The sequence below is a fragment of the Candidatus Pelagibacter giovannonii genome (assembly GCF_012276695.1).
GTDB lineage: Bacteria > Pseudomonadota > Alphaproteobacteria > Pelagibacterales > Pelagibacteraceae > Pelagibacter > Pelagibacter giovannonii.
In genome coordinates this window covers 1,086,669-1,110,958 of sequence record NZ_CP038852.1, presented here as the reverse complement: position 1 = coordinate 1,110,958, position 24,290 = coordinate 1,086,669, and the positions used below count along the sequence as shown (strand labels likewise).

At 30.1% G+C, this 24,290-nt stretch carries 21 protein-coding genes; 6 read left to right on the top strand and 15 right to left on the bottom strand.

Annotated features, from left to right (window positions below):
- The first annotated feature begins 9 nt into the window (after window positions 1–9).
- Complete coding sequence (locus tag E5R92_RS06090; protein ID WP_168607200.1) at window positions 10–990, top strand: MarR family transcriptional regulator; 981 nt, start codon at window positions 10–12, stop codon at window positions 988–990.
- On the opposite strand, the gene E5R92_RS06085 is transcribed toward E5R92_RS06090, so the two are convergent.
- The 6 genes from E5R92_RS06085 to E5R92_RS07575 all read right to left on the bottom strand — a co-directional run bounded on the left by E5R92_RS06085 (window position 983) and on the right by E5R92_RS07575 (window position 6,034).
- The gene (locus tag E5R92_RS06085; RefSeq protein ID WP_168607199.1) at window positions 983–1,831 is read right to left on the bottom strand and encodes a bile acid:sodium symporter family protein; all 849 of its coding nucleotides are present in this window, start codon (window positions 1,829–1,831) and stop codon (window positions 983–985) included. The genes E5R92_RS06090 and E5R92_RS06085 overlap by 8 nt on opposite strands.
- Window positions 1,832–2,041: 210 nt before the next feature.
- The gene (gene amt / locus E5R92_RS06080; RefSeq protein WP_168607198.1) at window positions 2,042–4,279 is read right to left on the bottom strand and encodes an ammonium transporter; all 2,238 of its coding nucleotides are present in this window, start codon (window positions 4,277–4,279) and stop codon (window positions 2,042–2,044) included.
- Between the two features lie 13 nt (window positions 4,280–4,292).
- The gene (locus E5R92_RS06075; RefSeq protein WP_168607197.1) at window positions 4,293–4,622 is read right to left on the bottom strand and encodes a heavy-metal-associated domain-containing protein; all 330 of its coding nucleotides are present in this window, start codon (window positions 4,620–4,622) and stop codon (window positions 4,293–4,295) included.
- 132 nt (window positions 4,623–4,754) lie between these two features.
- Window positions 4,755–5,045, bottom strand: coding sequence for a hypothetical protein (locus E5R92_RS06070; protein ID WP_168607196.1), 291 nt, complete (start codon window positions 5,043–5,045; stop codon window positions 4,755–4,757).
- A 73-nt stretch (window positions 5,046–5,118) separates the two neighbouring features.
- Window positions 5,119–5,571 carry a type IV pilin protein gene (locus E5R92_RS06065; protein ID WP_229704517.1) on the bottom strand — a complete coding sequence of 151 codons (453 nt, stop codon included), beginning with the start codon at window positions 5,569–5,571 and terminating at the stop codon, window positions 5,119–5,121.
- Complete coding sequence (locus tag E5R92_RS07575; RefSeq protein ID WP_168607195.1) at window positions 5,564–6,034, bottom strand: prepilin-type N-terminal cleavage/methylation domain-containing protein; 471 nt, start codon at window positions 6,032–6,034, stop codon at window positions 5,564–5,566. Before E5R92_RS07575 ends, E5R92_RS06065 begins: the two co-directional genes overlap by 8 nt.
- Before the next feature lie 160 nt (window positions 6,035–6,194).
- Here E5R92_RS07575 and E5R92_RS06055 point away from each other — a divergent pair, with 160 nt between their 5' ends.
- Genes E5R92_RS06055 through E5R92_RS06045 form a run of 3 tightly spaced genes read left to right on the top strand, consistent with a single transcriptional unit; the run spans window position 6,195 to window position 7,219 of the window.
- Window positions 6,195–6,479 carry an STAS domain-containing protein gene (locus E5R92_RS06055; protein ID WP_168607194.1) on the top strand — a complete coding sequence of 95 codons (285 nt, stop codon included), beginning with the start codon at window positions 6,195–6,197 and terminating at the stop codon, window positions 6,477–6,479.
- On the top strand, window positions 6,476–6,775 hold the full coding sequence (locus E5R92_RS06050) for an STAS domain-containing protein (RefSeq protein ID WP_168607193.1): 300 nt from the start codon (window positions 6,476–6,478) through the stop codon (window positions 6,773–6,775). Before E5R92_RS06055 ends, E5R92_RS06050 begins: the two co-directional genes overlap by 4 nt.
- A gap of 9 nt (window positions 6,776–6,784) precedes the next feature.
- The gene (locus E5R92_RS06045) at window positions 6,785–7,219 is read left to right on the top strand and encodes an ATP-binding protein (RefSeq protein WP_168607192.1); all 435 of its coding nucleotides are present in this window, start codon (window positions 6,785–6,787) and stop codon (window positions 7,217–7,219) included.
- On the opposite strand, the gene E5R92_RS06040 is transcribed toward E5R92_RS06045, so the two are convergent.
- The 7 genes from E5R92_RS06040 to E5R92_RS06010 form a co-directional block, all read right to left on the bottom strand.
- Window positions 7,216–8,448 (bottom strand): type II secretion system F family protein, encoded by a 1,233-nt coding sequence (locus tag E5R92_RS06040; protein WP_168607191.1) that lies wholly within the window; start codon window positions 8,446–8,448, stop codon window positions 7,216–7,218. The two genes, E5R92_RS06045 and E5R92_RS06040, sit on opposite strands and share 4 nt — an antisense overlap.
- A gap of 2 nt (window positions 8,449–8,450) precedes the next feature.
- Entirely contained in the window at window positions 8,451–10,202 is a 1,752-nt protein-coding gene (locus E5R92_RS06035; protein WP_168607190.1) for a GspE/PulE family protein, read from the bottom strand.
- A complete protein-coding gene (locus E5R92_RS06030) occupies window positions 10,202–11,758 on the bottom strand; it encodes a type IV pilus secretin PilQ (protein ID WP_168607189.1) in 1,557 nt (518 codons plus the stop codon). Before E5R92_RS06030 ends, E5R92_RS06035 begins: the two co-directional genes overlap by 1 nt.
- Window positions 11,759–11,760: 2 nt before the next feature.
- Window positions 11,761–12,264: a pilus assembly protein PilP gene (locus tag E5R92_RS06025; protein WP_168607188.1), complete on the bottom strand. Its 504-nt coding sequence runs from the start codon at window positions 12,262–12,264 to the stop codon at window positions 11,761–11,763.
- A complete protein-coding gene (locus tag E5R92_RS06020; protein WP_168607187.1) occupies window positions 12,251–12,928 on the bottom strand; it encodes a pilus assembly protein PilO in 678 nt (225 codons plus the stop codon). The genes E5R92_RS06025 and E5R92_RS06020 overlap by 14 nt, the downstream gene beginning before the upstream one ends.
- A gap of 2 nt (window positions 12,929–12,930) precedes the next feature.
- On the bottom strand, window positions 12,931–15,333 hold the full coding sequence (gene pilM, locus E5R92_RS06015; RefSeq protein ID WP_168607186.1) for a pilus assembly protein PilM: 2,403 nt from the start codon (window positions 15,331–15,333) through the stop codon (window positions 12,931–12,933).
- A gap of 1,150 nt (window positions 15,334–16,483) precedes the next feature.
- Entirely contained in the window at window positions 16,484–17,830 is a 1,347-nt protein-coding gene (locus E5R92_RS06010) for a GAF domain-containing SpoIIE family protein phosphatase (RefSeq protein ID WP_168607185.1), read from the bottom strand.
- Between the two features lie 99 nt (window positions 17,831–17,929).
- On the opposite strand from E5R92_RS06010, the gene E5R92_RS06005 reads away from it, so the two are divergent.
- Both E5R92_RS06005 and E5R92_RS06000 read left to right on the top strand, forming a co-directional pair.
- Window positions 17,930–18,694, top strand: coding sequence for a prepilin peptidase (locus tag E5R92_RS06005; protein WP_168607184.1), 765 nt, complete (start codon window positions 17,930–17,932; stop codon window positions 18,692–18,694).
- 38 nt (window positions 18,695–18,732) lie between these two features.
- Complete coding sequence (locus E5R92_RS06000; protein ID WP_168607183.1) at window positions 18,733–18,939, top strand: hypothetical protein; 207 nt, start codon at window positions 18,733–18,735, stop codon at window positions 18,937–18,939.
- 25 nt (window positions 18,940–18,964) lie between these two features.
- On the opposite strand, the gene E5R92_RS05995 is transcribed toward E5R92_RS06000, so the two are convergent.
- Both E5R92_RS05995 and E5R92_RS05990 read right to left on the bottom strand, forming a co-directional pair.
- Window positions 18,965–23,698 carry a pilus assembly protein gene (locus tag E5R92_RS05995; RefSeq protein WP_168607182.1) on the bottom strand — a complete coding sequence of 1,578 codons (4,734 nt, stop codon included), beginning with the start codon at window positions 23,696–23,698 and terminating at the stop codon, window positions 18,965–18,967.
- 16 nt (window positions 23,699–23,714) lie between these two features.
- A complete protein-coding gene (locus tag E5R92_RS05990; protein ID WP_168607181.1) occupies window positions 23,715–24,239 on the bottom strand; it encodes a pilus assembly protein in 525 nt (174 codons plus the stop codon).
- Window positions 24,240–24,290: the final 51 nt, after the last annotated feature.

Genomic DNA, 24,290 nt, shown 5'->3' with positions numbered 1-24,290 from the left:
AAATAAAAAATGATAAAAAGTATTCCCAGCATTTCTAATGAAATTGATGAAGAAAAAATCTTCAAAATTATTAATGAAAATTTTAGTCAACTAGCACCTGCATATTATACGTTAGTTACTAATTGGCTTATAAATGCTTACAAAGTTCATAAGGGTATCGATAAGTTTATAATTTTAATATATCTCATTAATAAAGACTTTATATTCTATAGAAAAAATGGACTAATGGTTGATTATGATACGTTTTATAGGGATAAATCATTAGAAATTCCAAAGATTAATATTTCTGATATCGCAAAAGATCTTCTAATACCCAAAGAAAATGTAAGAAGAAAAATATCTGAATTAGAAGAAAAAGGTATTATTAAAAGAAAAGGGAAAAAAATCTTTATTGAAAGATCTGGTTTTATACAATCCAAGACTAATATAACTTTAAATGATTTTAGTGTTTTAGTTTCAAAATTTAGTGAAGTATTAAAAGATAAAAATATAACTGATAAATCTTTTGATACAGAAGAAATTTCAAAATCAATTAAAGAAAATTTTTCTTTTTGTTGGTATCAATTTTACAAGTTTATATTTATTTTTACTAACGGTTGGAAAGCAGGTACTAAAACTCAAGATTTAGAAACAATATGTGTGGGATTAATTGTTCTGATTAATACAGTTCAAAATAGAGACTTTAAAAATAAAAGTTTAGATAGAAAAAAATATCTTAAAGAAATTCAAAAACCTGATCATATTGGTATTAATGCATTTTCTATAGCTGAGATAACAGGAATTCCAAGGGCAACAGTTGTTAGAAAACTAGAATTTTTAATTAAAAACAAATTTCTAAATATTAGTGAAAAAAAACTTTATACTTTTGGTATGACTATGCAAAGTAAACAATTTAAAGTAATTTCTAAATTACAAGACAGAAATATGAATGCTTTAAGTAAATTTTTGTATAGGGTTTTTAACCAAATTAAAGTGATAAATTCTAATTAGATTTTCTTAAAATAAAAACAAAGATTACAGAGGTTGCCATCATTACCAAAGCATAAGCAGCGGTTGGCACCATATAAATAATATTATCAAACAATTGAGTTGAAACAAAAACTGCTAGAGTACCATTTTGCAAACCACACTCTAAAGAAATAGCTCTTTGTTGAGGAACACCTGATGCAAAAAATTTAGCAACATAAAATCCTATCACCATCATAGTTAGATTTAATATTAAGGCTATTAAACCTGCTCGAGTTAAAAAGCTTACAATTTTATCCCATTCTTCAATATATATTGCTGCAAAAACAAATAAAAATAATGTAATAGATAATCTTTGAATTAACTTCAAATTTCTAATCACTAAATCACCGGTAAAATGTCTGATAGTCATTCCAATTATTACTGGAACTGTGACTACAAAAAACATTTTTAAAGCTATAGCTGTCATTGTTATTTCTTTTTCAACATAGGTGATATCAAATATATTAATTGAATTGATCACAATGAATGGCACCGTAACTATACTTAATAAGCTCATAACTGCTGTCAGGGATATTGATAATGCTACATCACCATTTGCAAATTTTGTAAGAACATTTGAGGTTACACCCCCTGGAGCAGCTGCAATCAACATTACTCCTAAAGCCATTTCAATCGGTACACTTAAGGTAATGATAAGTAGATAAGCAACAATTGGTAAAACAATTAACTGACAAATAAAACCAATAAAAAAATCTTTAGGGTTTTTTACAACTCTTAAAAAATCATCTACTGTTAAAGAAGCTCCTAGGCCAAGCATAATAATGGCTAAAGCAATTGGGGCGATGTTAGTTACTATTTCCATTAATCTTATTTAGAATTTAAAAGCAACATCCACCCATTATGGTCAGTTGTCAACCCATTTTGATCAGTTGTAAATATGATAAGACAAACCCTCAAAAATGAAGTCTTAGCAATCTTTATAGATGTGATTAATTAGCTAAAATTAATAATAACTCTTAAAATTTCTTTAATAACTTATGTGTTATTTATGAATATCGATTGGTATGATTTCTTATTTACCAATTGCAATAATTGTTAAGTCATCATCAAGAATATCATTATCTTTTTTAACGCCATCTTCCACAATTTCTTTTTTTAAACTTTTTAAACGAATTTCTTCTGTCGCACTTGTTAGTTCTTTTTGTAATGAAGAGTTTGTGTGTTTTAGAATTAATTCTTTTACACCATCAATTCCTATTTCTTGTTTATTTTCATCCATACATTCTGAAAATCCATCGGTAAAACAGTAAATTCGTCCACCATTTAATTTAAAGCTTTCTAATTGATAAACACTTTCATCTTTATGCTTAATAACTGCCAAAGGCATTGAGCTTGACGGGTATTCTTTAAAATCTTTACCAACTTTTAATAATGTTGGCTGATGTCCTGCATTTGCAATTTCAACTAAATCTGTTTTCAAATTATATCTTCCAACAATTGAAGTAATAAAGGTACCAACAGGATTAGTTTCTTTCAAATCATTATTCATCTCTAATAAAATTTCGTTAGGCTTAAATTTTTGCTTAGCGAAGATCTTAAATAAAGTAATAGCTTTTGCCATAACCATTCCGGCATTCACCCCTTTTCCTGAGACATCAGATAGGGTAAAATACACCTCATCATCATGAAGATAAAAGTCATAAAAATCTCCTGAGATTTCTCTTGCAGGAATATTTAATCCAAATATTGGATAATTTTCTATATCTCTTTTTGGCATTAATCGTTGCTGAACATTCATTGCAAGTTTTATTTCTTTAGAAACTCTATTCTTCCATTTGTTTTTTTGCTTTTCACTTTGTTCTAATTTGTTCATTATTACATTGTATTGTGTGCCAATGATTCCACTGTCAGTAAAAGGATCTTGTGGTGCGCGGCTTGAATAATTATCTGATTTTGCTTGATTAGTTAATACTTCAAGTAATTCATGTGTGTCAGTTGATGCATTATGTTCTGAAATATTTAAACCAAGTTCTTCATGAATTTTACTTACTCTAAGTGGAAAAAAAGAATTAATAGTTTTTAATATTAAAAAAGAGCCAAAGAAACAAAAAGCACCAATTGAACCTATTCCAATTAGTTGAATATATATTTGCTCTAATCTTGTTTTTTCAACACCCATCACTTCAAAATTTCCAAACAAAGCAACTGCAATAGTTCCCCAAATTCCACACGCTAAGTGAACTGGTATTGCACTAACCACATCATCAATTTTAATTTTTTCAAGTAATACAATTGTTGAGCCTGAAATAATTCCACCAATGCTTCCTATTATGATTGCATGAGTGGGATCAACATAAGCACAAGAAGCAGTTATTGAAACTAGTCCTGCAAGGGGACCCGTGATCATAAATAATGGCTCTGGTTTTTTTAAAACAATGATACCCATAATACTTGAAAAAATAAGTCCAAAGGATGCTGATAAAAAAGTATTAATTAAAATTAATGGAATTTTTAAATCCATTGCACCATTAGCACCACCATTAAATCCAAACCACCCAAACCACAAAATTAAAGCACCTAAAGCTGCCATTGGTGTATTACTTCCTTGAAAAGATTTTTTTTTATCATCTTCTCTAAATCTTCCAGTACGATTACCAACTACCAGTAATACTGATAAAGCAATCCATCCTCCTACAGAGTGCACAACTGATGCACCTGCAAAATCTAAATATCCTAATTGACCTAACCAACCAAATTTTTCAGCAGGGTTATCAAAATTAAATGCCCAAGACCAATGACCTACAATTGGATAAAAGAAGCCAGAAACTAATAATGTAATAATTATATATGAGAAAAACTTTAATCTTTCTGCAACTGCGCCTGAGATAATAGTTGCAGCTGTTGCAACAAACATTGCTTGGAAGACAAAATATGTTTGATAGCCTGCAACCTTAGTGGTGAAGAAAAAAAATTTGTTACCAAACAGTCCTAATACACTAGTTCCATACATTAGCGCAAAACCAAACGCCCAGAAAACTACAACAGATATTCCAAAGTCTGCAACATTTTTAAGGGCAACGTTAATACTGTTCTTGTTCCGAGACAAACCAGTCTCTAAACACATAAAGCCTGCCTGCATTAAAAAAACAAGGATTGCACAAATTAAAAGCCAAAAGGTATCCAAATTTGATTGTAAGATTGCATCTAAACGAAATTCTAATGCATTTAAAGCTCCCTTATTAGTAAGCTCTAATTGATTTATGTTGGACTGCAGCTTATTGAGCAATATCTGAGTATCAGCTGCAGTCATAATTTTATTTTAATTAATCTACTAATTTTCTAGCTTCACCAGCATCAGTAATAATCTTATCAACACTAACTACTTTAATAACTTCAAAGCCTGTTCCAAGGATTGCTTTTTTATAATCTTCATTAGATAAATCAGATTTATCAGGGTAAGATGATACCGCAACACCTTCTGGCCATGAGACTTTAACAGTAGCAGATGGGCTAGCTGCTTGAAGTGCTTTAGTTACCATTTTTTGGCATTTAATACACATCATTCCATTTACTTGCGCAATTTGAGTTTGAGCTGCAAATAAATTGGTTGAAAATAAAATGAAACCTAAAAATATTATATATTTTTTTAACATAGTTTTTTCCTTTTTTAATTATAAGTCAAAGCTATCACGCATCAATTCATTTTAAAATTCGTCAATCGCCCAAAATGAGCCCTTTTGATTAAGATGAACTCAAATTCCTATATTTCTTGAATAGTTTATATATTATCTATGAATACTCATTGGATCAAAATAACAATCCATATGTTCTATAGTTTCAAAAAAAATTTCATTTAACTCACTAGAATGAACCGTTGGACAAATTTTTTCTACATTTAATTCATTAATATAATCTTTTTTAAATTTTTTCATTACTGAGGAGCCAGCATAAGACGCTGAAGCTTGTAAAATACTTCCAGAGTTCAACATAGTTAAACTTGGCCCAACTGCTGCAGAATATGGACCGCAATTATTTAATAACGGTATAAGCAAGAATATTAAAATAATTTTTTTCACGATATCAATTTATACAAGAATATTTAACTTAAAACTATAAATCTAACCATTATGGGTGGTTAGCTAATTTTTTTTAACAGTCGTCACCTCTGGTAAAATTACCGTTACGACTAAGTGTTAATTGGCAAGCTTTACTACTTTTAATTTCTTGAGCAATTATAATAAAGTTCGATGAACCTGTGCCAGTAGCAATGCAAATTTCATAACCCATGTCTTTAGCAATTTGATCTCCTCCTCCAAACAAGGTTGTTTCAATATTATCTGATGTTAATGAAGTTGGTGTACAGCTACTGTCAGCCTGAGTGTAATAACCTCCACTATTAGAATATTCTTCTGTTTGGGCTAGAGAAATTTGTTGCATCACATTTTGGGCAGACTTTTGCTTAGCCCCTGAAACATATCCACTGTAACTAACAACTCCTACAGCAGATAAAATTCCAATAATTGCTACAACAACTAAAAGCTCGACCAGGGAAAAACCTGGTGAGCTTTTAGATTTAATTTTAGTAAATGATTTTTTACTCAATCTCAACGTTGTTAGTAATAACCTCAACTGTAGCATCATCTGTATCTGCATCTGCAAATCTAGTCGAAACTTCGATTGTATCATCATCTGAATCTGCTGCCAAATTTGTAACACCTTTAGCAGCACTAGCTGCAGTACCAGCAAGTACTCCTGCACCAGCTACAAATGGATTTTTAAAATCACCTAACGCAATTGCAGCTTTAGCAATAATAGTTGCAGCAGAACCCATGTCATCTGCACATGTTAAATTTCCACTCATAGCAGTAGTTTCTGTTTGCATATTACATTTTTGAATCTCAGCTGCTATATACTTCACTACTGAAGCGTGATTAGATTTAGATGCGTTAATTTTTGCACTCTTAGTGTAACCGTTGTAAGCAACAACCCCAACAGCTGCTAAAATACCAATAATTGCTACAACAACTAGTAGCTCAATTAAAGTGAAACCTTTATTATTTTTCATAATTTCCTCTTTTATTAATTAGTTATGATTAAAATTTATAATAATTCTTTGTGAAGTAAACTAAGAAAATGTTTATTATCAATGATAGTTAAACATATATGATCAAATTGGGTTTTATTGTTACTTAATTTTGTTATTAGTTATATAAATAAAAAAAATTATGAAATTTAAAGTCTCTAACAATAAAAATGTAAGCACTGTTTTTCTTAATGGAGAAATAGATATGGATATTGCAGATGATGTAAGAGAAATTGTTTTTCCTTTAATTGATTCTGGCAAAGAAGTTCATTTAAATTTAAAAGATGTACAATATATGGACTCTTCTGGTATATCTGTAATAATAGAAAGTAATCAAAGAGCTCGAGAAAAAAATACTAAAGTTGAACTTAAAGAAGTTAGTCAACCTGTTGAAAAAGTTTTAGCAATGGCAAGAAAGTTTCTATGACATACAAAATTACAGAAGAAGATAATATAACTACCATATTTTTAGATGGTGAAATAGATATGGATAAAACAGAAGAAGTTAAGGAAGTTATCTTTCCAAAAATCGACTCTGGTAAAGATGTTGTTTTAAATTTAAGTAACGTTCAATACATGGACTCTTCAGGTATTTCGGTTTTAATAGAAAGTCATCAAAAAGCCCTAGAGAAGGGAACGAAGGTTATCATTAAAGATGTGAGTAAATCAGTTTTAAAAGTAATTATGATGGCAAAGTTAGAGCAAATTTTAAATTTGGAATAATTAAAACTCATGAGTATAGACAACTTAAATCAATCAGAAAAAAAAGATTTTTTAGTTTGTTCATCAAGTTTAAAAGACGTTAGAACTTTTTCTAGAGATGTTTTTGAAAAATTTAAAATTAATGAAGATTTAAGAGAAGAGTTAGTTTTGGCTATCGCTGAAGCTGCACAAAATATAGTTAAACATGCTTATAAAGATTTTCCTAACACTCAAGATAGAATGGTAGTAAGAATATCTTGTAATGATGAGGTTCTAGAGATTTCTTTCTTTGATAAAGGTAAACCGGTAGAAGAAAGTAAAGTTAAACATAGAGCAATAGACGATATTAAGCCAGGTGGACTAGGAACTTTTTTTATTCAAGAAATAATGGATTCAATTAAGTTTGAACCAGGAAAAGAGCCCTGGATTAATAATTTAGTTTTAACAAAAAAATTAAAAAATTAGTTAATTAAAGCACCAACGTTAAATATTGGTGAATACATGGCTATCATTAAGCCACCAATCATTACTCCCATAAAAACAATCATGATAGGCTCAATTAAAGTAGACATGTTGTCCACTGATGTATCAAATTCTTCTTCATAATAAGCAGATACTGAATTAAACATTTCATCTAATTGACCAGTTTGTTCACCGACAGAAATTAATTGACTAAAAGTTGGTGGGAATAATGGTTCTTTTAAAAAAAGCTTAGTTAATGTATCACCGGAGAAAACACCTTTTTTTACATTCTCAAGTGCCTCGCTAACAACATCATTATTACTAACTGATTTTGCAATTTCTAAACTTTCTAATAAATTAACACCAGCTGCACTTAAATTACCCATAATTAATGAAATTCTTGCTAGTAGAGATTTTAAAATCATATCTCCAAAAATTGGTAATTTTAAAATTTGTTTATGCCATTTATAACGAATTGCAGCATTTCTTTTTACAATAAATTTAAATCCAAAATATCCCCCTATTCCTCCAAAAAAAATTAACTTTCCACCTGTACCACTTAAAAAGTCACTCATTGCCATAATTGTTGCTGTTGCAGCTGGTAATTCTAGGCCCATTCCATCATACATCTTTGCAAATACTGGAACTACTTTAATCAACATAAAAGCACTTACCGTAATCGCTACACTAAACATAATCGCAGGATACATTAAAGCCCCTTTAATTTTTTTCTTAATCTTTTCTTTTTTCTCTAATGAATCTACTATTTTTAGTAAGAACACATCTAGCTTACCACTTGCTTCACCAGCTTTTATCAAGTTTACATAAACGTTATCAAAATATTGAGGGTATTTTTCAAAACATCTTGATAAGTTTACACCTCCCTCTAAACTCTTTCTGATATCTTCAATTATTTCTTTAATAGCAGGACTTTCTAACTGGTCTCTCAACATTACTAAGACCTGTAAAATAGGTAAACCCGCCTTAACCATCGTTGCAAATTGTTTTGAAAATATAAGAATTTCTTGTACTTTAACTTTTTTTTTCCCAAAGATAGAGGATCCACTTGATTTCTTTTTTACACCCTCTTTTTTTTTCTTAGACTTGTTTATATTGGTAATTATTATTTTTTTTTCTTTTAATAAATGTGAAGCTTCATCAAGATTTATTGCCTCAATGTCTCCTTCTATATACTTACCTTCAGATATTCCTTTGTAAGTAAAAGCTTCCATTTTTATTCGCTTGAAAGAACTCTCTCATATTCTCTAAAATTAAGTTCACCAGATGCAATCATTCTTCTACCCATATCTTGCATTGTTCTAAATCCTTCTTTAATAGCTATTTCTCTTAATTCAGGAGTCGTTGCTTGCTTTAAAATAGCTTCTTTGATTGGTTTTGATACCACTAAAATTTCATAAATACCTTGTCGGCCTTTATAACCAGTGTCGCTACATTTTCCACAACCCTTACCTTTTATAGCTTTAACTTTAGATGCCTCTTCTTCACTAAAACCTAAATCTTTAAGAACTTTAGGATTAACGTCATCATCTTGTACTCTACAATCTTTACAATTTTTTCTAGCTAGTCTTTGAGCTACCACAAGTTGGCAGGCAGCACTTATTAAATAATCGGGTGTACCCATGTTTTGTAATCTAGTAATAGTACTTGGAGCATCATTAGTGTGCAAAGTACTAAATACTAAGTGACCTGTAAGAGCAGCTTTTAACCCTATATCAACTGTTTCTTTGTCTCTCATCTCACCAACTAGAATAATTTCTGGGTCTTGTCTTAAGAAAGATCTTAAGGCCTTAGCAAAAGTAAAGCCAATATCATCTTTAATTTGCACTTGTCCTACACCTTCTAATTCATATTCCACAGGGTCTTCGGCTGTTAAAATATTTAAATGAGGACGACTTACTTCTTTTAAAATACTATATAATGTTGTCGACTTACCTGATCCTGTTGGTCCTGTAACTAGAATTAATCCCTGACTACTGTGAATTCCTTTTCTTAAACTTTCTAAATCTTGCTTTTCAAAATTTAATTGCTCAAGAGTGATATCTCCTGCGTCCTTATTAAGAATACGCATTACGATTCTCTCATTATTTGCTGTAGGCAATATTGACAAACGAAGATCCACTACCTTGTTACCAATTTTAAAATTAATGGCTCCATCTTGTGGCAATCTTCTTTCAGCAATATCTAGTTTACCCATAATTTTAAATCGAGTAACCACTGCCCCATAGTTATCATGTAAAAACTGTCTATAAGTTTCTTGCTCTTGAAGCATACCATCTAGTCGATATCTTACTCTTGAATTGAATCTGTAAGGCTCAATATGAATATCACTCACACCCATTTTTATTGCATCAGCCACAACTGCTGTACTAAATTTAATTACCTCTGACTCGTTTTCAATTGCTTCAATATCTTCTTCTGGTGCATTTTCTAAAACTTCTCCTGCATCTCCTAAATCTGTTTCAAAAGTTTTAGTTTTTTTTCTATTATCACTACGTATTGATGCAATTGTTACTTCATCTGTTTCATTTGATAATCTTTCAATATATTCAGAGATATCAGTTATTTTTGCAGCGTGTAGTTCAATGTCTTTTTTTGTAATAGCTTTTAAATTTCTCATCAATCCCAGTTTTGAACTATCTGGAATTGCCATGTGCAAAGTTTTTCCTTCAATTTTAAATGGTGCTACAAAATTTATCTTTATATAATTTGATGGTAAAACTGTTTTTATTTCATCTGTAATTTTAACTGTCTTTAAATCAATTATTTCTAAATTTTGTTCTTTAATTAATAGATCAATTATTTTTTTTTCATCAGTGAGTTTTAACTCAAATATTGCATCAATTTGAGACTTATTGTTTTCAGTACTTACTTTTTTAATATTTATTAAATCTTTTCCTGAAATAATGTCATTATCAATCAAGACATTAACTAAGTTAATTTCGCTTTCTCTACTAATTTTTAACATTATAAAACCCTTGGAGCGATAAATACTAGCAGCTCAGTCATTGTGTCAGAATCTGATTTTCCGCTCAATACTTTTCCTAGAACTGGTATTTTTTTCGTTCCTGGAACACCCTCTCTATTATTCGCTACATTATTTTTTTTGATACCCCCAATTACAACTATATCTCCATCCGCAACTAATAGTTTTGTGTTTATCTCCATTTTATTTACACCTGGTGTTCCTGGAGATGATCTGTTCGGAGTGTCATTATTTACTTGAATTGAAAGCATGACGTTTCCATCACCTATAATATTTGGGGTTACTATTAGTTTTAATGATGCATCAACTGGTTTATCTTCTCCATCTCCACCATCAATATAAATTGTTTCACCCTGATTAATACTTGCTTGATGATTGTCTAATGTAAATAATTTCGGATTAGATACCGTCTTTGATAAACCTTGAGACTCTAAAAAATCAAGTTCAACTTTTAAAACAGCTGAACCAGTTTTTTTCAATATTCCAATTCCACTTGTTGCAGCAGCAGATCCAAAGTTTACTAAGTTATCTGTTCCAGCTCCACTTGTAAAAGCTCCTGTAGAGTCAGATAATGCAGCCCCTGTTCCAGACGCAGCTCCTACACTGCTACCCCCTTGGGTACCACCGATTCTTACACTTTTTCTTGTGTAAGCAGCTCCAAGTCTTTTCCCTAAATTTTGTGCAAAAGTTGAAGTTGCTTCAACTATAAAAGCTTCTATTAAAACTTGTTTAGTTCTCTTATCAATTTCTCTAATTACTTTATCAACTATATCTAAATCCTTTTCTTTACCTCTAACAATAATTGATCTTGTAGTTACTTCTTCGGTTACTTGTATTGGTATATAATTTCCGCTAGTTCCAACAGTTGTAAATAATTCTGTGATTGTTGCTTTAGCTTCTGTGGGAGTTATATAATAAAGTCTAAAAATTTCTGAAATAATTGGCTCAACGGAATCTTCTAATTCAACTTTCTTCTTAACCGCCGATGCTCTAGCTGATTTATAACCTTCCTGTGAAGTTAAATTAGCAGGAGTTGAAACTCTAATAATATTACTTGCTACATCTATATCTGCTGCATAATTTTTTAAATCTAGCAATGCATTAAATGCTTTATCCCAAGGCACATTAACTAATTCTGCTGTTATTGCTCCTGCAACATCTTCACCTACTAAAATATTAATTTCTCCAATTTCAGACATTAATTTCATTGCTTCTTTAAAATCTAAAGCTTGAAATTTAAAAGATACATTTTGTTTTAAATTTTCGAATTCATCAGAAATTAATAAGTAATTTCTCTCTTTGACAGATGATATTTGTTTTCTTTTTTTTAGCTCAACAACATCACCTTCAACAGGGATTGGTCCCATCTCCACACTTTTATCTACTTCTTTTTGTCCAATTTTTTTAATATCAGTTTTGATTAGTGGTGTATCGTGTTTAAAAGACCCACTTTTTTTAGCAAGTTGTTCTGCACAACCTGTAAGAAAAATTAATACTAAAGGTAAAATTAAGAATAATATATTTTTTTTAAAGTTCATAATTATTTAGTACTTTCTGTAATTTGGTTGTTAAAATTTATCACTAAAAAAGAATTTCTATTTTTTTCAAATACTGCTTCATCATTTGTTACTCCAATGAATTTCACACCAGGACTTAATTCCTCAAACAGACTTAAAGTAGTCACATCTCCACTTGAATTAATTAGTGATACAAATCCATCATCATTTCCAGAAGTCATTATTCCTACTAATCTAAACTTATATAAACTCATTTCATTTGCGGCTTCTTCTGCACTATTTGCTATTAGTGTTGCACCACTTAAAGAGCTATCTCCAGCAAAAGGATCATTTAGTGGTAGTGGTTCCTCATCATTAATCTCTGTTGAAATATTTTTTTGTGAATTTGCTTGTTTTTCTTTAATCTTTTTATTTATCTCTTTTGCCTTTTCGATAATATTTTGCTCTTTATCATGACTATCTGCCATGGAAACTTTTGATAACAATATAAAGAATAATGAAATAATAATTATTTTAAAAAAATTCATCTGGTAACCCCACTATAGTTAATGTTCCTTTTACTTTTATCGCTCCAGTGTTATTTCCCTTTACCACCTGAATTGACTCTTTGTCAAAATTTAACATCTTGTTAGAAAGCGACAGAGATCTCTTAAATTTAATATAGCCCAAAAAATTACCGTCAATTTCGAAATCAACAGGGATTAAATAATAGGCAATATTTTTGATATTTTTAACTTGAGTCTTTTTCTTTTTTTTTACTTTTTTACCATCTGCTTTGGCCAAAGCTTGTGTTTTTAAAACTTCTTTAATTTCTTTTTTTTCTATACTTGTAATTACTAAATCATTTTGCCCAGCATATTCACTTAATGTCTGTAAAAGACCTTCTACTTCAGATTTGGAATGAAATAATTTAGAATATTTTTCGTATTCAGGTTTAAGTTTTTTAATTTTTGCCCTCATTGAATAAACATCACTTGTAAACTGTTCAGTTTCTTGTTTTTTTAAATTCATATCATTCAATTTAGCTTTTCTAGAATTAGCCATTGGGTTTAAAATTGCATAATAAATTATTAAGAAAAGAACAATTGCACCTGCAATTATTCCTATTTTTATAAGAGTTTTTTTATCAGCTAGTTTAGTAATCTGATCTTTAATGTCAGAAATATTAATATTTTTTAAATCTATATCCATTATTATATTCTACTTCTTTTAATTTTTACAAACACTCTAAAGCCTTTCATCGTAGCACTACCTGCTGAAGATTTTGGTAATCGCATTGATGATAAGGATGCTTGTTCAACTAGTTTTTGTTTACTTAAATTTTCTATAAATTTTAATATATCTTGATCAGTTGCAGCCAATCCTTGAATAGTTAATCTATTAGATCCATTAAACACAACTTGATCAAATTTTACTCTGTTGGGAACGCTTGAAGCTACTTGAGCTAGAATTCTATAAGTTAATTCTTTATTTGATTTAAGTGTTTTGCTTAGTTTTAAAGATGTATTAATCACTTTAAATTCTTTTGAAACTATTTTTTTCTGTTTTATAATTTTAGTATGATCTATTTTTACAGCCTCATATTGTTTCAGTTTATTGTTGTAAGAAATAATGTTCCAAAAAGATAAACCAAATAATACAACATAAATTGCAGCTACTGCAGCGGTAATTCCTTTGAATGCAAAACCTGAAATTGCTTTCATCTTTTTTTGCTTCATCACATTTGATCTATCTGGAAGAAGATTTATATTTTTAACTGCAGTAACAAATTTATAATAACCAAAGACATCAAGTTTTCTAAAAGCTAAACCAACAGAAGTTGATAGATAGGATCTATTTAACTTGTTATCTAAAATTTGCTGATTTTGGCTTGGAATCTTTAATCCTTCTGTAGGATCAAAAGTATTAAACCCAATATTCATTAAAGCTTTTCTAAAGCTTGCTAAATATTCATCTACATTTTTGATATCTGAAACAACTTTAATGTTTCTGATTCTCTTTTCATATTTAGTCTCAAAATCTTGAACAGCTTGCTTAACTTGAGTAATATATCTTCTAACTAATCCCTCTTTCTCTTCAGTATTTTGGGAATCTTGTAAGATTTTTCTATCTTGCCCTCTGATAAAAATATCAGTTATTATTGGATTATTATCATAGAGTATCATTAAATAATTTTCATCTAATCCAAATTCTAGAACAGCAGTTAAATTAGTATCTTCAGTTTTATTTGCTATTTGATTAACCTGGTCAACTGCTGATTTTAAAGCAAAACATTTAACATCAATGATTACAGGATTTAAACCTGCATTTTTAATTATTGAGGTATAGCTATTTATATCTGTTAATTTTGAAGCAACAAATAAAAGATCCATTGTATTTTCTTTTTCATTTCTATTAATGACTTGATGAAAAATAGAATAATCTTCTAAACTATCTGTTAACTGAACTAGGTTCTCCCATAATGAATTAGTTTCGATTGCTTTATTTAATTCCTCATCTTTCATTAAAGGTGCTGTAACTACTCTTATAATTGCACTAGTTACCGGAATAGCAATTGCTGCATTGGGTGAAGTTATTTTATATTTTTGAACTGCTAACATTAATTCTTCTGAAAATTTATCTGCATTATCAATTGGTGTACTATCATCTGTAATGTCAACTGGGTGAATATGTAGTTTTTCTAACACCCATTGATTAGCTTTGTTGCTTGAAACCTGAGCTATTCTTATTTCTTTGTTTGAAAGTTCTACACCAATTATTTCTTCACCCTGCACACTAGATTTACCTAATTTAGACTTAAAGAAATTTTCTAGTTTAGATTTATAATTAGCAACTTTAGATTTATTAAAAGATGATTTGTTTAAATTTTTTGCAAAATCTGGTTTTTTAATTTTAATCTCTTTAATTTTTCCAAAAATATTTGATAATTTATTTTTTATTTGTTCTTGAGTAGTTGTTTGTAAATTTTCGTTTAATGAAGTGGTAGTAGTTTGTTCTTGAGCCTGATTGTTAATTTGATTATTTGTTAAAGTATCAGTTGCTTCTTGATTATTATTTTTAGTTATATTATTTTCATTTTTTAATCTTTCACTTTCATCTTGAACATCATCAAACCATTTTTCTAAAATTTGTATTGCTTCATCTAAGTTTGTTGTGCCTGAAGATGAAATTTTTTGTTTACCATCAATATAAAGCCTACCAACCCAATTTTTTGATTTGAGTTCACCTTTATATTTATCCTGCCTTACATAAATATGTAATCTACCTTCTTTTTTATGAATAACTTGATGAGATGACTTGTTATTTTCATTTTTTATTTCATCTAAACTTTCTACAATTATTTTTTCTTCAACCTTTTGCTCGTTAACTTCTTCATTTAAATCAGTTTGTTGATTTTCATATTTGTTTTCATTCACAGTTTGATTACTTGAATCAACTATAGATTGATTTTTATTATCTGACTCAGTTTCGTTATTTTGGTTTTGATTTTCTTCGCTCTGGGGTTGATTATTTGAATCAACTTCTGATTGATTATTATTATCATTGTCTGATAATGTATTATCTAAATTTTTTTTATCGTCTTCTTGATCATTCATAATATTTAAATATATTTATTTAACTAAACTAGTGAATCTCTAACACCAAAAAGGATAAACTCTTACACAAGATAAAGATTATAGTGCTCAAAATGGGCATTATTTAAAAAACCAAGCAAAATCGATTTTTATGTCCATCATAAAATATGAAGATAAATATTTTTTTTATAAAATTTGAAACTACCTCTAACACAAATTATGGTCATTTCTTGAGTATTAGCTTTTGAGGAATTTAATTTATCTCAAAAAGCTTATAAAATTTCTACATATTAAAATTTATTGAACTTTTTAGAATCATTATAAGTTTATAAATTTTACTAAAAGCAATCATATTAAAAAAATAAAATCAAAAAAGTAATTTTTTTGTGTTAGAGATCTAAAAAACTATAAACAATATCAAAAAAATATTTTTTTTTGTGTTAGAGTTACAGTATTTTTCAAAAATCACAAATAAACTAATAAAATCAATGGTAATTGAAAAATAAGATCAAAAATTAGTTTTTTTGTGTTAGAGATTTAATAATAGACAAATAAATTAAAAAACACATTTTTTTGGTGTTAGAGTTATGGTATTTTTCTGAAATCTTAAATAAACCAGTAAAATCAACAATTATTGAAAAGTAAGATCAAAAATTAGTTTTTTTGTGTTAGAGATATGATATTTTTCCAAAATTGCAAATAAACCAATAAAATCAACGATAGTTGAATAATTAAGTGATTTAGGATTTTTGTGTTAGAAACTTTTTGATTTGTGTTAGAAATTTTTTGATTTGTGCTAGAGACAAATATAAATATTAGAAAAATTTGGATAATTGTAATATTACCCATTTCTCAAATATAATATTGATATATTTTGTAATTTTAAATTAAAAATCGATTATTACTCATGGTGACAATGTTTTTTGATAACAATTTATAAACGACATAATAGGACACTCATAAGTTGATATCAATTAAAGTCATTGAGTATGACGTATGAGAGATTTTTTGAGCATTTTTTTGTGATTTCAACCTAAAATAGAACCATGAAGGCAAATATTGGATTGAACTATTCTTTTCTACTCAAAATTACTCTTAAATCTATTTAGTTCTCTGTAAAAGAAGATAAATAAAAATATTTTTTAAATAATAACTAATTTACTAATAATTATTAAGCATCAACTGCTACAATTGTTAAATCATCCTTTTGTATACGACCAGATTTAATTATATCTTCAATAATCTTGTTTAATCTTTCGTGGTTTGGAATTTGTTGATACTTTTTAATATAATTTTTAAACCCATCTGCTTCTAGCATGTTTCCTTTGGCATCTCTTATTTCAGTAATGCCATCAGTGAAGATGTACATTGAACTATTTGAGAAACTAATTTTAGTTTCTTTAAATTTAAATTTAGGGGCTATGCCTAAAGGTGGTCCAGCTTCTTCAAAATTAGAAAAATTTCCATCATTAGAATAAATTAACGGAGGTTCGTGACCGGCATTTGCTAAAGTTAATTCTTTTTTGTTACTATCATAAATTCCAATCAACATTGTTACAAACATTCCTCTTGAAGTGGTTTCACAGATCTCTGTATTTAAAATATCCAAAAGACCTGCCGCAGAAAAATTTGTTTTACTTAAACATCTATAGAGACTTGATGCTTTTGACATTAGTAATGAAGATTTAATTCCTTTACCCGATACATCTGCAACTCCAAACCCATAAACTCCATTAGATAATTCTGAAAAATTATAAAAATCTCCAGAAACAACTTTTGCAGGAATATTTATTCCAGCAATAGGAAAATTTTCTTTTATATTTTGAGATAGTAATGTTTTTTGAATTTCACCAACAATTTCTATTTCTTTTTCCATTCTATTTTTATCAATCAAGTCTTTTGCCATCTTCGCATTTCTAATTGCTAATGCTGCAGGGCCAGATAAAGTTTCTAAAAGTTTTCTATCGCTTTCTTCAAAAAGTTTATTGTCTGTTTTTTTATTTAAGCAATGAATAACACCAATGCATTCATCTGAAACGATTAACGGAGAACATAAAACAGAATAAGTTGTAAAGTTTGTTTTATTATCTAAATCAAAATAGAACTCAGCAATTTCTCTTACATCTTTTCTAACATCGCCAACTCTTATACATTCTTTCATAAGTGCTGCTTTTCCCATTACACCTTGTGTAATTGGAATTTCAAAGTCTTCTAGGTAAGCTTGATGCTTTGATGCAATACATTGAAAATTTTGTTTATCATCATCTATTAAAAAAATGTTAGCAGCTTGAGCATTAATTCTTTTGATAATTACTTCCAATGAGGTTTGTAATGTTTCTTTTAAATCAAGAGTTTTTGCAAACTCTTGGCTCATTTTTGTAACTAATTCTAAGTCTTTAATACTCGTATTATCAACCTTGATTGTTTCTGTTTTTTTAGCACCAAAGAACATGTTATTTATAAATTGATATTCATTAAATTTTTGATAGTTTTGTGAGTGATGGAACTCATTATTCATACTCCCAACCTCTACTTACACCTTTCAGACGCAATGATGCTTTTACAATATTGCATTGATGGTTTCATAGAACTATCCTCTAAAATTACCTTATAAGTTGTGTTCTATCTTATAGCATTTATCTTTGGAAGTATATGGGGCAGCTTCAGTAACGTTTGCATTCATAGAATTCCTGATGATATAAGCGTTGTCACAGGACGATCACACTGCCCATCTTGTAAAGCTCAAATTAAATGGCACGATAACATTCCATTATTTTCTTATTTGTTTTTAAATGCAAAATGCAGACATTGTTCAACTAAAATTGATGTTAAATATTTTTTAGTAGAATTAGTATCGGCAATAAGTTTTGTTGTAATTTTTCATTTCTTTGGGGTTTCGTTAACCACTCTTCTCTTTTTTATTTTAAGCATCAGCTTTGTGATAATTTTTTTTATTGATTTTAAACATTTCATAATTCCAAATGAATTAACGTATCCTCTTATGATAATTGGCTTATTAAAATCATTTGATCCAAATTTAAATACAACATTGTTTCCAAATTTAGTTAGCTCCTTAGCAGGAGGTTTTTTTGGCTACACAATAATTTGGTTAATAATTTTTATATATAAAAAAATTAGAAATAAAGAAGGAATGGGTTTGGGAGATGCAAAATTATTATCTGCAATTGGTTTTTGGTTTGGATGGATGTCAATTCCTTTTATAATATTTTTTTCATCTATAGCAGCACTGATAAGTGTAATTCCAGATTTAATAACTAATAAAAAAAAACTATCTTCACAAATACCTTTTGGTCCATTTATAATTATCGGAACATTAATCTTTCTTTTTTCAAATGATTATATAAAAATATTTTTAAATTAGAGAATAAAATTAAAAAAAACAAAAAACTAATTACTTAAATGAATATTTTTTTATTTATAAACATTATCATTTCAGCTTTAAATATATTCATTTTAACTTACGCCTATTCATTAAAGTTTTTCCCATCTAAATGGAGAAAAAAAGTTGACCAAGATTCTATTGTGGGCTTAGCAATTATTTTTATATCCATGCTTAATATGTTTGTATGGATTGGTTATTTCTATATTAAAATATTTTGGTTTTAAAAAAATAGTATAAAAGACTTTTGATTTAAAATCCTACGTCTCTCCAACCACCCCTATTAGATAAAACTTCTCCTGCTAATGCCAATATTGAATAAAGTGTATTTTCATTATCACTTGGGCCCGCCACGTTTGCAAATAATTTGTCTCCAAATATTACTAATTCAGATAAAACCCCTTCTCTTACAAAGGTGCAATTTTTTCCATTAGCTTCCGAACCTTTAACTAAATTGTGTGAATTGTTAGTTCCACACTCATCGTCTGCAACACAAATATATGCATTTCCAATATTACATCTATTTGATCCTGGAGCTGGTTCGTATATTGGAAAATAAACTTGACCTTTAAATAAAGTTGGAGGTGCTGAAACTTTTCTGTGAGAATTGTTATCGTCTTGCTCATCTAAATGAATTACCCAAGCACTTTCTGAATTTTTTGGGCATTCGCTTCCATCTGTATCTGCTGTAACATCAGAACAGACGTCTGCATCCTCAATAGATCTAGCCTTATCTGCTCCTTGATGTGCTATTAATGTAAAAGATTCATCATTATATGATGGAACTACAACATCATTTAAATGTTTAAAATTAGGGAAATCAAAATCTCTAACACCATACAAAATGTTATCCATAAATTGTCCTTTATCTCCTAGCTGATTAAAGTCGCCAGTTCCTCCAAACAACCAAAAATCTCTTGTGGTAACTCCTACACCTGCATCCATTGAGAAAAATGTATATCTTTTGTTAGTAGAACTTGCATTTAATCTAAATAGTGTTGTTTGATCAAATAATCGCGCATCATTCACTTTAGAGTCTGTTAAGTTTATTTTTGTAATTTTCCCTTCTCTATCATTTATATAAACCATTGCTCCACGCCATGGAATTCCAAAGGCTGTATCTGGAGTGATGACAAGTGGGGAAGTTGGTATAGCATTGTTAATATCACTACCATTGGGTGTTGCAATTACATCATTTCCAAGAGCCACACCTTCTGGTGATGTATCAATAATTGTAATCGGTCCACCATTAGCTTCAGCACCATAAATTCTTCCAGGTTCATCTATGTTATCTAATTCAATTAAAAATAAAGCAGAGCCAGCACATAAATTGTTATTAGCCATTCCACCACCCATGATTGCTACATATTTATCATTTGCTGGGTCAGCACTATCACCTTCAATATCAGAGGGTAGCCTTGCAATTCTTGGTGTAGACCAAGTCTCACCTAATTTACTATAATCGAAAGTAGGGTCAATTCCTCTTTCTGCTGTACATGATGTTTGAACAAAAATATTGTTTGTTATTCTCTCTTCGTTTGAACTTTGACCTATATTAAAAATCTTATCTTCGTTAAAAGTAATCACCAACTCACCATTTAGCATTCTTGCATCAGAAAATGTAACTGGTAAAAATTCACCTCCAACCATCTCTGTAACATTTAACATATTAGGATCTATTGCTTGATTGTTTGGAGTGTTAAGTATTACATCATTAAAAGTTAAGGTTCGGCCTATATAACAAGAAGTGGTTCCATTAGTTGCAAAATTTCCACTCACCTCAGCATTAGACTGACACGCTGCATTTGCATCTCGATTTGTAAAAGTTGTTGAGTCGGCTCCTCCATCGTCTGCAACCAATTCATCAAAATTTGAAGTTGCTTTTTTAGCTTCAATTGAGCTACTAATATTGGCAGAACCTGAAGAATATTCTTCCTCACTAATATTTCCTTCATGATCCGCAATATAGACAATATTATTTATGTAATCATTATAAACAGTGAACATGTGTAATGGTCCTGCACCATCTCTTACTATTGGATTTGTAACATCTAATACTGAAAAACCTGCTCCACCTCTTCCAAACGGAACAAATAATATACTATGCCAACTTTTTGCTCCCTCAATATTACCCTCAGGAGTTAAGCCTTTCATAAATACATCATGGACAACTGGAGAACCGTCTACTCCAAATATTGCATTACTACCTCCATTAGACCCATTAACTCTTCCATCAAGGCTAGAGTTAATGATTGTAGGTAGTTTTCCAATTAATAATGGTGGAAGAAATGCCCATTCTTCGTCTCCCGTTTGAGCACTAAATGCATGAAGCAATCCACTATTTGAACCTGCATATAAAACATCTCTTCTAGATGCATATGAATTTTTAAAAGATTGATAATTGTTTGTTGCTCTAAAATAAGCTTCTTGGTTATTATCAGTAAATTTTAAATTGCCATCTGGTGCGCCAATTTCAATTAACTGAGAATGATATATGTCACCAAGTACATGATCTCTTAACTGAGTAATGTCACAATCCCCATTATAATCAAAAAAATCTTGGCCAGCTAAAAAGCGCAAAAGACCATTACGTTCCTCTGTTGTTGTATCATTTCCTGTGCATGTTGAGCTTGAAGTATAATAATTATTAATCTGATAACCCAACCTTTCCATCTCAGGTTCTAAAAGTGGTGCGTTTGTTTCATTAACATTATCCCAATTTCCAATATAATTTGCATCGCTATTTCCAATTGCTGTCCATATATTTCGACCATCTGTATTACCAGGATCAGCCGTTCCACCAGCTGATTGTAATTTTACACGTTTTGCTGCATCCCAATTTCCTGGACTGTTCTCACCATGATCAACTGTTCCGTCTGAGTTCAATGTTTTTCTTAAGATGGTTCCCTGCCATTCACCATGTTGTTCATAAGCAAATTGCGCTTGATACAATGAGCCTCCTTGTTGAATAGTTGCTGTAATTGATGGAGCAGTAAATGCCAAACGTTCAGCTAAGATTTGTCTAATTTTTTGTGCAAGTGTTGTTTGAAGTTCTAAAGGAGTTTTGGCTACAATTGTGGCCTCACAGTCTTGACCTCCAGCAGCATCGCATGAACCAACTACAGCTAATTGATCAAATTGCTCCATTCCAGCATCCTTTATTCCAGGTCCATAAGCAACCATTAAACTTTTGATACCTAAGTCAGTTCTTAATGTTGTAAGTCTATCTGCAGTCCTTCCCTGAGAACGATTTGAAGCTGTCCCTGTACCAGTCATCATACCATCACCAATAACAATTACATAATTCAACTGACAATCAGAATTTGGGTCGTGAGGAGAATTGGGACCAGTAAAATAATCAAAAGCAATTTGAGAAAAAGCTTCAGAGTCTGTGCCAAAGCTTGTGCCTATATTTTTAACTACTTGGATAGCTCTATTAGCACCCTCTGGACTAATACCAACATTTAAACAAGAATTTTCTGAACATACTCTACTATTACCTGCTGGATGAACTCCACTCCAACCTTCATAATATTCACAACTTGTACTATTTTTATGACAGTAGGCTCCACCCCCAGGGTTTTTGTTTCTGGTGTAGCCTTTTTCACCAGCATTCCAATGACCAAAACCAAAATTTGCACCACTGGTTAAGCTGCTATCAGACAAAACTGCAATAATCGCACTTTTGGCCCCATCCATTCTTGACTGCACCGTTCCCCCATATGCAATTTGCCAGGCATCATCTTTTCTATCTGAAGTAAAAAGGTTTTCAGTTAATTCATCAACATGACCATTGTGGGTAAATATAATTCTGCCCCCTACTATATTTAGAGCGTTCACACTATCTGTTATTCTAATATCTGCAGCATCTAAATTTCCTGCAGTTTCGTTACGGTTTGAATCTGGATTAGCAGTTCCTGCAGTGACTGTTGCTGTACAAACTTTATTTGAAGTCCATTCAACCCTTTGAACTCTATTGTTTCTACCTGCAACATACATTACATCATCATCGCTACTCGATATATCAAAATTCTGAATATCTCCTACTTGGGTTCCAGTAGCACCGGCAGATCCACTACACTTCCTGAATTCAAAAGAGCTGCTTTGAATTACTGGTACTCCATTAACTATTCTTGTTTGATAACCATATACATGGTTTTCATCAGAAACATACATGACAGTTGAATCGCTATTTAACCTAAAACGAGCTCCATCGTATAATCTTCCATATTGAGTGGTTCTACCTTTACCTCTGGCTGTTACTTTTCCACATTTTCCATCATTTAAATTACAAGTTTGTTGGTAAGCATTTTTACCCTCTCTACCATAGGCTGCTACAATAATATCTCCGTTAGCATTATTACTAATATCAAAACCCAATGGTTTATGGCCATTAGCATTAACACCATCTATATTCATAGCAAGTCTGCATCTATATTGTTCGTCGACAGCAATAATGGAACTACGACTATTTTTTGGTTGATATTGACCTATGAATAAAAGATTTTCATCACTAATATCGGTTCCACCAACAGTAACTCCAGTTACATAACGTACTTCATGCAACATTTTATTTTCTGTAACCAAATAATTGGTTCCTTTGCCTCTATGATTTATATTATTGTCACAAGTCCGGTCGGTATCATTATTAGCCCACCATACAGATCTTTGATAAGTATCTCCATTATCTTTTGTCCCTGAAAAGTTAATTCTCTCTCCTGAAGAATTAACCATATATAATCCCCCATCCTGCTTAGAAGCATTCGTAAAAACTCTATTGCCATTCCAATCAGTAGCTGCTGAAGTGAGGGCTGGAAAACCACCTCCAATTCTAGCAGTCATACTAGCAGAGCTATCTAATAAAATTAAAATATTAGCTGGCACATCACCCTCTCCAGAGCCTGGGGGTAACGGTTTTGCATTTGTAAATTGATTAAAATTTAAAATTAAAATCAACAAGCCTAATATTTTATATAATTTTTTCATAAATTAAAATTTTCTACTACATCATAATTTCTTGCACATTGGGTCCAAACAAAAATTGCTTAAACTCAGGTTTAGAGATGGTTAAAGTTTCATAATTTCCATCTATAAATTCAACTCGCCCATAAACTACATTCTCACCAAAAGATGATAAGGTTGTTCCTCCAGTCCATTTTTCATCAATTTTTTCCTCAGTTGAGTAGCCTAAATAAATTTTAGCAAAATTTAAAATCTTACCATTTTTGGCTTCACCATATGGGCCCTCAATTTCAGTTGCAATAATTTTTCCCTCTTTAACAAATACTTTTATCAATGTATTTTCTAATTCAGAGTTCTCACATAAGCTTAGGCTGTCGTATTCTTTAACTAAGGTAAAAGACTCGCTACCTTCATAAGTGGGGTCATCAAGATAATCATATTTTTCGATAATTTTTAAAATTGGAGTGCCAATCTCTTCTTTTAAAAATTCACATGCAACACCAACATTTGGTGCACTAAAATTTATTAAAAACAACATTAAACTTATTTTAAATAAAAATTTCATACAATTTTTTAAACAAATTAAGAATATTAATAAATCTAAATATCTTTCTTT

Excerpts from the sequence above, each read along its gene's own strand:
- E5R92_RS06000 (WP_168607183.1), top strand. The coding sequence starts at position 18,733 with ATGAATATTTTTTTATTTATAAACATTATCATTTCAGCTTTAAATATA.
- amt (WP_168607198.1), bottom strand. The coding sequence starts at position 4,279 with ATGACTGCAGCTGATACTCAGATATTGCTCAATAAGCTGCAGTCCAAC.
- E5R92_RS06090 (WP_168607200.1), top strand. The coding sequence starts at position 10 with ATGATAAAAAGTATTCCCAGCATTTCTAATGAAATTGATGAAGAAAAA.
- E5R92_RS06035 (WP_168607190.1), bottom strand. The coding sequence starts at position 10,202 with ATGTTAAAAATTAGTAGAGAAAGCGAAATTAACTTAGTTAATGTCTTG.
- E5R92_RS06010 (WP_168607185.1), bottom strand. The coding sequence starts at position 17,830 with ATGAATAATGAGTTCCATCACTCACAAAACTATCAAAAATTTAATGAA.
- E5R92_RS06055 (WP_168607194.1), top strand. The coding sequence starts at position 6,195 with ATGAAATTTAAAGTCTCTAACAATAAAAATGTAAGCACTGTTTTTCTT.
- E5R92_RS06085 (WP_168607199.1), bottom strand. The coding sequence starts at position 1,831 with ATGGAAATAGTAACTAACATCGCCCCAATTGCTTTAGCCATTATTATG.
- E5R92_RS07575 (WP_168607195.1), bottom strand. The coding sequence starts at position 6,034 with ATGAAAAATAATAAAGGTTTCACTTTAATTGAGCTACTAGTTGTTGTA.
- E5R92_RS06020 (WP_168607187.1), bottom strand. The coding sequence starts at position 12,928 with ATGGATATAGATTTAAAAAATATTAATATTTCTGACATTAAAGATCAG.
- E5R92_RS05995 (WP_168607182.1), bottom strand. The coding sequence starts at position 23,698 with ATGAAAAAATTATATAAAATATTAGGCTTGTTGATTTTAATTTTAAAT.
- E5R92_RS05990 (WP_168607181.1), bottom strand. The coding sequence starts at position 24,239 with ATGAAATTTTTATTTAAAATAAGTTTAATGTTGTTTTTAATAAATTTT.
- E5R92_RS06050 (WP_168607193.1), top strand. The coding sequence starts at position 6,476 with ATGACATACAAAATTACAGAAGAAGATAATATAACTACCATATTTTTA.
- E5R92_RS06040 (WP_168607191.1), bottom strand. The coding sequence starts at position 8,448 with ATGGAAGCTTTTACTTACAAAGGAATATCTGAAGGTAAGTATATAGAA.
- E5R92_RS06025 (WP_168607188.1), bottom strand. The coding sequence starts at position 12,264 with ATGAATTTTTTTAAAATAATTATTATTTCATTATTCTTTATATTGTTA.
- E5R92_RS06045 (WP_168607192.1), top strand. The coding sequence starts at position 6,785 with ATGAGTATAGACAACTTAAATCAATCAGAAAAAAAAGATTTTTTAGTT.
- pilM (WP_168607186.1), bottom strand. The coding sequence starts at position 15,333 with ATGAATGATCAAGAAGACGATAAAAAAAATTTAGATAATACATTATCA.
- E5R92_RS06030 (WP_168607189.1), bottom strand. The coding sequence starts at position 11,758 with ATGAACTTTAAAAAAAATATATTATTCTTAATTTTACCTTTAGTATTA.
- E5R92_RS06075 (WP_168607197.1), bottom strand. The coding sequence starts at position 4,622 with ATGTTAAAAAAATATATAATATTTTTAGGTTTCATTTTATTTTCAACC.